Source organism: Aquimarina aquimarini (assembly GCF_900299535.1).
Classification (GTDB): domain Bacteria; phylum Bacteroidota; class Bacteroidia; order Flavobacteriales; family Flavobacteriaceae; genus Aquimarina; species Aquimarina aquimarini.
Genome location: NZ_OMKE01000009.1, coordinates 95,059 through 106,424 on the forward strand (window position 1 = coordinate 95,059; position 11,366 = coordinate 106,424).

At 31.4% G+C, this 11,366-nt stretch carries 10 protein-coding genes; 4 read left to right on the forward strand and 6 right to left on the reverse strand.

The window, feature by feature from the left end; all coding sequences use genetic code 11:
* Positions 1–4 precede the first annotated feature (4 nt).
* From DG508_RS04365 to DG508_RS04375, 3 genes are all read right to left on the reverse strand, one after another.
* Positions 5–484 carry a DUF1573 domain-containing protein gene (locus DG508_RS04365; protein ID WP_108866968.1) on the reverse strand — a complete coding sequence of 160 codons (480 nt, stop codon included), beginning with the start codon at positions 482–484 and terminating at the stop codon, positions 5–7.
* A 43-nt stretch (positions 485–527) separates the two neighbouring features.
* The gene (nusB, locus tag DG508_RS04370) at positions 528–1,439 is read right to left on the reverse strand and encodes a transcription antitermination factor NusB (protein ID WP_328515267.1); all 912 of its coding nucleotides are present in this window, start codon (positions 1,437–1,439) and stop codon (positions 528–530) included.
* A 268-nt stretch (positions 1,440–1,707) separates the two neighbouring features.
* Positions 1,708–2,805 (reverse strand): Glu/Leu/Phe/Val family dehydrogenase, encoded by a 1,098-nt coding sequence (locus tag DG508_RS04375; RefSeq protein ID WP_108866970.1) that lies wholly within the window; start codon positions 2,803–2,805, stop codon positions 1,708–1,710.
* A 140-nt stretch (positions 2,806–2,945) separates the two neighbouring features.
* On the opposite strand from DG508_RS04375, the gene DG508_RS04380 reads away from it, so the two are divergent.
* The 4 genes from DG508_RS04380 (at position 2,946) to DG508_RS04395 (ending at position 8,500) form a co-directional block, all read left to right on the forward strand.
* Positions 2,946–4,703, forward strand: a complete 1,758-nt coding sequence (locus tag DG508_RS04380) for an ABC transporter ATP-binding protein (protein ID WP_108866971.1) — start codon at positions 2,946–2,948, stop codon at positions 4,701–4,703.
* A gap of 78 nt (positions 4,704–4,781) precedes the next feature.
* Positions 4,782–5,174 (forward strand): PUR family DNA/RNA-binding protein, encoded by a 393-nt coding sequence (locus tag DG508_RS04385; RefSeq protein ID WP_108866972.1) that lies wholly within the window; start codon positions 4,782–4,784, stop codon positions 5,172–5,174.
* 118 nt (positions 5,175–5,292) lie between these two features.
* Positions 5,293–7,806, forward strand: coding sequence for a M14 family zinc carboxypeptidase (locus DG508_RS04390; RefSeq protein WP_108866973.1), 2,514 nt, complete (start codon positions 5,293–5,295; stop codon positions 7,804–7,806).
* Between the two features lie 136 nt (positions 7,807–7,942).
* On the forward strand, positions 7,943–8,500 hold the full coding sequence (locus DG508_RS04395) for a thioredoxin family protein (protein WP_103864541.1): 558 nt from the start codon (positions 7,943–7,945) through the stop codon (positions 8,498–8,500).
* A gap of 68 nt (positions 8,501–8,568) precedes the next feature.
* On the opposite strand, the gene DG508_RS04400 is transcribed toward DG508_RS04395, so the two are convergent.
* The 3 genes from DG508_RS04400 to DG508_RS04410 form a co-directional block, all read right to left on the reverse strand.
* Positions 8,569–9,363 (reverse strand): hypothetical protein, encoded by a 795-nt coding sequence (locus DG508_RS04400; RefSeq protein ID WP_108866974.1) that lies wholly within the window; start codon positions 9,361–9,363, stop codon positions 8,569–8,571.
* Positions 9,364–9,705: 342 nt separating this feature from the next.
* Complete coding sequence (locus DG508_RS04405; protein ID WP_108866975.1) at positions 9,706–10,638, reverse strand: peptidylprolyl isomerase; 933 nt, start codon at positions 10,636–10,638, stop codon at positions 9,706–9,708.
* A gap of 94 nt (positions 10,639–10,732) precedes the next feature.
* Positions 10,733–11,272: a LytS family sensor histidine kinase gene (locus DG508_RS04410; RefSeq protein WP_159090664.1), complete on the reverse strand. Its 540-nt coding sequence runs from the start codon at positions 11,270–11,272 to the stop codon at positions 10,733–10,735.
* Between the last annotated feature and the right edge of the window lie 94 nt (positions 11,273–11,366).

Here is an 11,366-nt window from a genome sequence, read left to right on the forward strand (position 1 = left end):
AAATTTATTTGCTTACTGGTGTTCCACTTACAGGTTTAGCTTTTGGAGTTACCGTAGCCTTAATTTTAATAATTTCTTTTCCTGCTTCTGTATTTGCAGTGATAGTCACCTGCTTAGTTTGTTGATTTGGCTTACCGCTAGAGTTAAACTTAACTAGCATTTCTCCTTTTGCTCCTGGAGCAACTGGATCTTTTGGCCATTGTGGAACAGTACAACCACAACTTCCTTTTGCACTTACAATTACTAAAGGTGCTTTACCTGTGTTTGTAAATTCGAATTTGTGTTCTACTACATCCCCTTCATTAATTGTTCCAAAATCATGCTCAGTCTTTGCAAAACTCATTACAGGAAAATCTGTGTTTTTTGCATCACGACCTTCTGCCATTTCTACATTTTCTTCTTTAACTTTTTTTGCCGCATCCTCTTTACAAGACACTAATGTCATAGCAAAAATTCCGGCCAAAATTAAGATTCCTTTTTTCATTACTTAGGTTTTTAATTATTTGAGGGTTAAAAATACTATTTTTTTACATAAGTCCACGACCTACCTTATTTAGTTTGCCGTTTTCTTGGTACTCTTTAGAGATTTTATCCAAAATCCCATTGATAAAAATACTACTTTTAGGTGTACTATATTCCTTTGCAATTTCTAAATATTCGTTAATTGTTACTTTTACTGGTATTGACGGGAACTTCACAAACTCACAAATTGCCATTTTTATAATCGCTTTATCTAATTCTGCGATTCTATCCTGATCCCAATTAGGAGTCTTGCCATCAATCTCTTTAGCATACTCCTCTCCGTTTAATGCTGTCTTTCTAAAAATATCTCTAGCATATTTCTTATCTTCAATATCTTTATATAGCTTAGGTAATACCATAGATTCATCATAAGATGGCTTAATTTTTCTAAGCATTTTTATGATAGAAGTATTTACCAATGGTAAATCATCGATCCATGTTAGTTTTTTATCTTCTATATATTCATAAAGTTTATCATTGGGCGCAACAATCTCCTTAAAAATATCGATTATAAAATCTTTATCTTCTTTAAAAGTGCTTTGCTTAGTATGCATATAATCTTTGTAGAGATCACTTTCTTTAATCTCTTTCCACAATATCGCTACATATTCATCGTCTAACTGCCAACAGTTAATCTTTTTATTCTCGAGTTCTGTATTAAGTTGCTCATTTTTTTCTAGCAACATTAACAACTCATTATTAATAAATTTGGTATTAGGATTTTTCTCTTCTGTGGTGGCTAGATATTTTTTTTGACTCTTGGTCAAAAAATCTGCCGCATGTTTTCTAATTTCTACCAGAAGTTGAAGGTTTATAAGAAATAAATCATACATCTGATCAATACTGAAAAGAAGAAACTTTTCTTCTTTATCAAGATTACCACTTTGCGTCTGCTCCATAGAATAGAGGGACTGCATTACTTTTACTCGGATATGTCTTCTGGTTAACATAGAAAAATTACAAAGAACTTAATATTAAAAAAGGGTAAAAGTGTCTTATCACTTTTACCCTGCAAAAATACTATTATTTTTAATCTACCAACTCAAAATTCCTTTTTTTATAGATAGATTTTATTAAATATTTTTAGTACTGTTTTTAGTTTCATAATAATGTTAAGAAAACACTATTGATTTTTATCAAACAGCACTTTTCATCATTTTATAAAGTAACATTACGCTACACGAATTATTTTTCTTTTTTACGAGCAACAATTCTATCCTCTGCTATACTAATTGCAGCTTCGTTGGTAGTAATATTCATTGCTTTTGCCTTATTCAAAATATCAAGAGTAGTATCATAAATATTTTCAGTTTTAGACATAATTTGATCTCTACCGTATCCAGCTATTTCTGCATATACATTAATAATTCCTCCTGCATTGATTAAGAAATCAGGAGCGTATACAATATCTTTCTTTTGCAATAATGAACCATGAATGTTCTCATTTGCCAATTGATTATTTGCTGCTCCAGCAATGATCTTAACTTTTAATTTATCTATAGTTTCATTATTTACTGTAGCACCAAGAGCACAAGGAGCATAAATATCTGCTGTCTCTTCATACAGATCATTTCCTTTATAGATTTCTACCCCATACTTAGTACTAATTGCAGAAAGTCTCTCTTCATTAATATCACTTATTACTACATTAGCTCCTTCTTCTGAAGCTAAACGTACTAGCTCTTCCCCTACATGTCCAATCCCTTGAACCAAGATTCGTTTTCCTTCTAAAGCATCACTACCGTATGTAAATTTGGTAGCAGCTTTCATTCCCATATATACACCATATGCAGTAACAGGAGAAGGGTTTCCTGCTCCTCCATTGGCTTCAGAAATACCAGTTACATAAGGAGTAACCTTTCGCACGGTATCCATATCAGAAGTCTCCATACCTACATCTTCTGCTGTATAGTACTTACCTCCTAAGGTATGAACAAACTTACCAAAACGTGTCATCAGTTCTGGTGTCTTTAATTTCTTTGGGTCTCCTATGATAACTGCTTTTCCTCCTCCAAGGTTTAATCCTGTAATTGCAGCTTTATAAGTCATTCCTCTTGATAACCTCAATACATCATTAAGTGCATCCCACTCGGTAGCATAGTCATACATTCTTGTCCCTCCTAATGCAGGTCCTAAAATTGTGTTATGTACACCAATTATTGCCTTCAATCCTGTATCTTTGTCCTGACAAAATACAACTTGCTCATGATCATCAAAAGAGAGTTGACCAAATACTGGAGCTTCTTTTTTAAGTTGATTTGCAGTAAACACTTCGGTTATCATGTTGTGATTTTTTTAAACGTTACAATTATATTATACTCAAAATAAGGATGCTAAAATAGTGTATTTTTACTAATATAAAATCAAAAGCTGTTAAATTTTACGAATTCACTAATAGATTCGTTTATAAATATTAATCTTTTATGCGTGCATTACGCCATTTAAACAAATATTTTTTTAAATATAAATTTCGACTCATTATAGGTCTTGTAATCACCATAGTTGCGAGGATATTTGCAACAATGGTTCCTACATTAGTAGGTGATTCTGTAGATGTGGTCGAGCAATATATCAACCATGAGATTACAGATATTGCTGAAGTAAAAAGCGGACTTATTTTTAACATTTCTCTTATTGCTGGGGCTTTACTCATTTCAGCTTTTTTTACTTTTTTAATGCGCCAAACATTTATTGTTGTTTCTAGATTTATTGAATTTGATTTAAAAAACGAAGTATTTCAGCATTATGAGAGATTGTCTCTTAATTTCTACAAAAAAAATAGAACAGGAGATCTCATGAATCGTATCAGTGAGGATGTATCCAAAGTTAGAATGTACGTAGGGCCAGCACTTATGTATAGTGTAAATACAATTACTCTTTTTGTAGTTGTGATTGGATATATGATTAGCATTGCTCCAGAACTTACTTTATACACAATAGCCCCCTTACCTGTTTTATCTATATCTATATATAAATTAAGTGTTGCTATTCATAAACGTAGTACTATTGTGCAAGAATTTTTATCAAAACTAACCACTTTTACTCAAGAGTCTTTTAGTGGTATAACTGTGATCAAAGCGTATGGTATAGAACCGCAGACTCAGAAAAGTTTTACTGAACTCTCTAATAGTAGTAAAGATAAAAACTTGGATTTGGCAAAAGTACAGGCTTTATTTTTTCCGTTGATGGTATTGCTAATAGGTTTTAGCAATATTCTAGTCATCTATATAGGAGGAAAACAATTTATTGAAGGAACTATACAGGATTTAGGAGTGATTGTTGAATTCATTATTTTTGTTAATATGCTCACATGGCCTGTAGCTACTGTAGGCTGGGTAAGTTCTATTGTACAGCAAGCAGAAGCTTCTCAAGTAAGAATAAATGAATTTCTGAGTCAAGTACCAGAAATTATTAATAATGTAACCCAAAAATCAAAAATTAAAGGCAATATTAGTTTTGACAATGTTTCTTTTACTTATGATGATACCAACATTACTGCATTACAAAATATCTCTTTTGATATTAAAAATGGAGAAACTATTGGTATCATCGGAAAAACTGGGTCAGGAAAATCAACAATATTAGACCTGATTGGTAGGTTATACGATGTTTCTTCTGGAGAAATAAAAATTGATAAAATCCCTATAAAAAATCTAAATCTAACCGATCTAAGAGAACATATTGGTTACGTTCCTCAAGATGCTTTTTTATTTAGTGACAGTATCAAAAACAATATAAAATTTGGAAATAAAACAGCTACTGATAGTGAAGTTTATGAGGCTACAAAAAATGCGGTAGTTCATAAAAACATAATCGGTTTCAGTAAAGGTTATGACACTGTCCTTGGTGAACGAGGAATCACTTTATCTGGAGGTCAAAAACAACGTGTTTCTATCGCTCGAGCTATTATTAAAGATCCTGCAATCCTCCTTTTTGATGATTGTTTATCTGCTGTAGATACAGAGACAGAAGAAGAAATACTGAATAACCTTCGTAAAATTTCTAAAAACAAGACAACTTTTATTGTAAGTCATAGAGTATCTACTACAAAAAATGCAAATAAAATCATTGTATTAGAAGATGGCAAAATAACACAGCAAGGCACTCATAATCAACTAATAAACACTGACGGCTATTATAAAAAACTCTATTTAAAACAACTTAGTGAAAAAGAAATTTGAGTTTTTTTTGTCCGATTAACAATTTTTTTGGATTTTTGAAACCATCATAACATATTAATTAATTAATAAATACAGATTATGAGTGATAATGAATTGATGGATAAAGAGGAAATTTTCTCAAAAGTTTTACGTGCAGGTAGAAGAACATATTTCTTTGACGTAAGAGCTACAAAAGCAGGAGATTATTATTTGACGATAACTGAAAGTAAAAAGTTTACTAATGACGATGGATCTTTTCACTATAAGAAACATAAGATTTATCTATACAAGGAAGACTTTATGGGCTTTACAGAGATATTAAACGAGATGACTCACTTCATAGTTGAAGAAAAAGGCGAAGAAGTAATAAGCGAGAGACATCAAAAAGATTTTCAGAAATCATATGAAAGAGATGTAGTTGCAAGTAACAGTACAGAAGAAGTTACTGCCTCTACAGAAAGCTTTACAGATGTAAGCTTTGATGATATCTAAAAAACGCACAAAAAACTTAAGTTAAAGTTATCCAAACCGCCTCATTAACCGAGGCGGTTTTTTTATATTCACATTATATAGAAAATAATCAAAATCAAGATTTACAAAAACAAAACGTATGAAATATATCTTTACCTGTATTATTGCCCTATTAAGTCTTTTTTCTTTCTCACAAAACGATATCTCTTTAGAGTATTACCTTCCAAAAGGAATTAATTATAATCCAGAAATTCCTACTCCACAAAGTATTCTTGGCTATGTTCCTGGGAAATGGCATGCTACCCATGATAAACTTTTGAATTACATGAGAGCCCTTGCTAAAGCCTCTCCCAGAATAACAATACAAGAACGAGGAACAACCTTTGAAGATCGTCCTATAATTCTACTTACTATAACTTCTGAAAAAAATCATACTAATCTTAGTGAGATACAAAAAAAACATGTTGAACTTACTCAGAAAGAAGCTAGTTCAGTTGATATAGAAAATCTGCCTGCAGTTGTATATCAGGGATTTTCTATTCACGGGAATGAGCCTAGTGGTTCTAATGCATCATTAGTTGCAGCATATTATCTTGCCGCAGCTCAAGGGCAGGAAATTAATAATCTTCTGGATAATGTGGTTATACTTTTTGATCCGTCATTAAATCCAGATGGCTTACAGCGTTTTGCATATTGGGCCAATACAAATAAAAGTAAAAATATTAATCCTGACCCTCAGGATCGTGAATACAGTGAGGTATGGCCAGGAGCCAGAACAAATCACTATTGGTTTGATATGAATCGTGATTGGCTACCTGTACAATTGCCCGAATCAAAAGCTAGGATTCAAACTTTTCATCAATGGTATCCAAATATCCTTACTGATCATCATGAAATGGGCTCTAATAGTACTTTCTTTTTTCAACCAGGAATTCAATCTAGAACTCATCCTCTAACCCCTAAATTAAATCAAAAATTAACTAAAGAAATTGCTAATTACCATGCAAAGGCATTAGACAATATTGGGTCATTATATTATACCGAAGAAAATTTTGATGATTTCTATTATGGTAAAGGTTCTACTTTTCCTGATATAAATGGTGGTATAGGAATTCTTTTTGAGCAAGGTAGCTCTCGTGGTCATGCCCAACAAACAGAAAACGGAATACTTACTTTTCCTTTTACTATAAGAAATCAGTTTACAACAGCACTCTCTACTCTAGAAGCGGCACAATCAATGCGTAAAGAACTATTAGAATACAAACGTAGTTTTTATTCTAATGCAAGAAATGAACCCGCTAAAGATGCATATCTTTTTGGTAACGAAAAAGATGCTGCTTCCTCTTACCATCTAGCTGAGATTCTTAAAAAACACCAAGTCAAGCTATATGATCTAAAACAGGATGTATCGATAAAGGGTAATGTTTTTAAAAAAGGATATAGTTATGTTGTTCCCAAAAACCAACGACAAAAAAGATTGTTAAAGGCTATCTTCGAAAAAAGAACTACTTTTCAAGATAGTTTATTTTATGATGTTTCTGCTTGGACTTTTCCTTTGGCTTTTAATTTAGATTATACTGATAATGCTCCTACCTCCTATTTAGGCAATGAAATATCAGAACTCACTCATAAAAAAGAAAACACTGTTATCAAAAGTAAGTATGCATACCTTATGCAATGGCATGAATACTACACGCCAAAAGCTTTATATAGCATTTTATCAAAAGGAATACGTGCTAAAGTGGGCATGAAACCTTTTTCATTAGAAAATAATGATTATGATTATGGAACCATTATGATTCCTGTTCAGAACCAAAGGTTAAACAATGAAGAGCTACATAGATTATTACAACAAGTAGCATTAGAAAACCATATTGACATCACAGGGGTATCTACAGGGCTAACAAAAGGGATTGATTTAGGAAGTAATAAGTTTAAGGCGTTATCACTACCAAGAATAGGTTTAATTACAGGCAAAGGGATCACCTCTTATGACGCTGGAGAGGTTTGGCATCTTATGGATCAACGCTACGACATCCCTATTACTAAATTAACTACTGATAATTTTGGCAAAATCGAACTATCAAAATACACTCATATTATATTACCAAATAGCTGGGGGCAAGCTTTTGACAAACAAGAAATAGAAAAATTAAAAACATGGGTTTATAATGGTGGTACATTGATAGGCTATAGAAATGCTGCTCAGTTTTTTGCCACAAACGAATTTATGAAAATTGAATTTGTAACTCCAGAAAACACTGCAAAGAATATTACTTTTGAGCAAAAACAAGATTTCTATGGCGCACAAGTAATTGGAGGAGCTATTTTTGAAGCAAACATTGATCGATCTCACCCTATTAATTTTGGTTATAAAAACGATAAGATTTCATTATTCAGAAATACAAAGTTATTTATAAAACCTGATAAACAAAGTTATAACAACCCTATTAGATATACCAAAAACCCATTATTGAGTGGTTATATAAGTCAAACAAACCTAGATTCATTATCTGGCACAGTTCCTTTCAGACACCACAATATGGGAAAAGGAAATACTGTTTTATTTACAGATAACACTAATTTTAGAGCTTTCTGGTATGGTACAAATAAGCTTCTTATGAATGCGATATTTTTTAGTAATACAATGTAATTAGACAGAATAGTTTACTACCTCAGAGCAAGTTTATGAGGCATCTGGCAAAAGTCAGTTTTCAGATTTCTAGGTAAATCTCGAAAAATTAAACTCCATCATATGGATTAAATTTTATTTTAAAAGCACAAAAACTATGGCACGTACTCCTTCAAACATGTTACCTCTTGGTACTACTGCACCAGATTTCACTCTTATTGATAGTATTACTAATAAAATGATTAATCTGAATAGCATTAAGGGTGAAAAAGGAACTGTTATTATGTTTATTTGTAATCATTGCCCGTTTGTAATTCATGTAAATGAAGAAATCGTTCGCATTGCAAATGATTATAGAACTCAAGGGTTTGGTTTTGTTGCGATCAGTAGTAATGATATCAAAAAATACCCTCAGGATGCTCCTAAAGAAATGTGGAAAACTGCACAAAAAAACAACTATTCTTTTCCTTATTTATTTGATGAAACTCAAAATATTGCAAAAGCTTATGATGCTGCTTGTACTCCTGATTTTTATTTGTTTGATAATGAATCAAAACTTATTTACAGAGGACAACTTGATGACTCCAGACCTGGAAATGGAATTCCTGTAAATGGTCGCGATCTTCGTCAAGCGCTAGATGCTGTACTTCGTAATTCTAAAGTTTCTGAAAAACAAAAACCAAGTATCGGATGCAATATAAAATGGAAAGAGTAACTTATAAAAAAATAAAAAGGATGCTTTAGTTAAAACATCCTTTTTATTTTTAAAATTGACACAAAAGATTACTCTACTTTGGCATACACAAATTCTTCTTTAGAAAAAAGATCTGTTAATGTAAGTACATCTTCATTTACATTTTCTATTTGATATCTATAGATTTTATCATCCATAGGAAAAAAGCAAATAAGCACATTATCTTCTATTCTTGTTTTTAAGCGATTTGCAAATTTACCGTTGTAAAAATTAAATCGTATAGTTCCTTCAAAAATTATAAAATCCTCGGTATTTTGTATAAAGAGCCATTTTCCTTGCAGAGATTCATACATATCTCTATTGTAAAACTTATTATCTAATAAAGCTTTCATTTTATTAGCATACTTTACATACTCTTCTTCAGTTTCGATATTATCAAGAGCTTCTCCTATTTGTTTTTTCTCTACTTCTTTATCGTCTCTAAAATAATGCTTTGATTCATATTTTGTAAAGGCATTAGAATAATCCAAAATTCTTTGCCCATTATCATTGGTAGTTTCTAAATAGGGTCTTTGTTTATAGTTGACATAAATCAACTGATTATTCCAGAAATAAAATGTAGTTATTATGTCAGCTGTTCTGGTTCCAACTTTTCTTATTATTTTTTTAAGTCGTTCGTGTTCGTAGTATCCATTAAGCTCTGCTCCATGGTCTGCCATTTTATCGAGAAATTCTTCTGGATCCAGATAAAAAGTTTCAAATTCAATATATCCATCTATCACTTCTATTTGATCATTAATATCAACTAGAATTTCTTCTTTTTTTTGCCCTAAAGCACTGTAGGTTATACATAAAGTTAAAAAAGTAATTAGTCCTTGTTTCATATCTTGGGGTATGCAATTTTTGTTCAAAATATAAATAAAAGAGCAGTTAGACACCTATTATCAGTATTTTAACAAAATATTTTTGTTAAAATAAACAGAAAAATTGTTAAAATAATCCAAATTATATGAAAATAAATTTATGATCCTTTAATTCATTTATAAATATGATAATTTACACCTATGATATTCCTCATTTTTTAATAAAAAAATAATTATTAAATGACACCAAATAAGCGCTATTTAACAAATATCATAATATGTAAAAGCCCTTGAATTTTATAAACTCAAGGGCTTTTGTATAGTGTATGTATACTATATATTCTTCTGATACGAGAAATATAATTATTTTACTGCAACCAATTCTACATCAAAAACAAGTGTTGCGTTTGGAGGAATAACACCTCCTGCACCTCTTTCTCCATATCCTAAGTGTGGTGGAATTACAAATCTAGCTTTATCTCCAACTTGTAACAACGCAATTCCTTCATCCCATCCTGAGATTACTTGTCCCATTCCTAATGGGAAATCTATAGGCTGATTACGCTTATAAGAAGAGTCAAATACTGTTCCATCAGTCAAACTTCCTTTATAATGTACAGAAACCGTTTTTCCTTTTTCTGCATTATCTCCATCTCCTTTTTGAATGATTTTATAACGTAAACCGCTTTCAGTTTTATCAAATCCTGCTGCTAATTCTTCTAATAATTCTTCAGATTTTTTCTTTGCTGCTGCTTCTCTCTCTGCCTTAGCTCCATTAAAACCTCTAAAGCTTTCTACCGCATTAAAACTTTCTGCTTCTGTTCCTACTCTCTGAATTTCTATTGAGTCAATTGCATCTCCTTGCTCTATCGTGTTTACAATTTCTTGTCCTTCTACTACTTTACCAAACACTGTATGTTTTCCATCTAACCATGCAGTTTCTATATGAGTAATAAAGAATTGGCTTCCATTTGTTCCTGGTCCTGCGTTAGCCATAGATAACACTCCTGGCCCATCATGTTTTAGATCTGAGTGGATTTCATCATCAAATTGATATCCTGGACCTCCAGCTCCAGTACCTTGAGGATCTCCTCCTTGAATCATAAAATCTTCTATCACCCTATGAAATTTTAAACCATTATAAAATGGTTTTCCTTGAGGAATAGCTTCATTTTCTAAGTTACCTTCGGCAAGCCCAACAAAGTTACCTACTGTTCCTGGTGTTTTTTTATATTCTAAGTTTACAAGGATACTCCCTTTTGTTGTATTAAATTTTGCGTATAATCCTTCTTGCATAGCAATATATGTTTTTAACGTTTTAGTTTTTAAAGTTGCAAAGATAAGTAATTGTTAATGGTTAGTGAATAATAAAAGTAAGAATACCATACAATTACAAATCATAAATATATGGTAAAAATATGTTTACAATTGTACCTCTTTTATTCCCTAAATTACCAAGAGTATATTTAGCTTTTTTATTAAGAGCCTTAGAGTATATCTGTAATCGTTCTTTTAAAATCTCTCCCGAGTAAGATTCATTTTTAGTATTTCCTTTGTTATTGGATTGAGCGGTTTTTAAATACCCTACACCATTATCTATTATCTCGCATTCAATCAATTTATCTATCTCATTAATTTTCAAAGTAACACTTATATCTCCGTTCTCTATACCTCGTATACCATGCTCAATTGAGTTTTCAATAAATGGTTGTATAAACATAGGAGGGATACATATTTCTTCTTTATCAATACTTGGTTCAACAATGATACTATATGTGAATTTTTGAGAAAAATTAGATTGTAACTCAAAATAATCTCCAATACATGTTAATTCATCTTTTAAAGAAACAAACTCCTCTCGTGAATTCTTTAACACCAATCGTATTAAGCTTCCTAATTTGGCAATATAATACAATTCAAATTTACTCAATAAAACCACCTCCTTTTGTTTAATATTTCAAAATAAAACACGACTATAGCCTTCTATCCTTGAATTATTCTAATTTCGGGAATAAAAAAAGGGA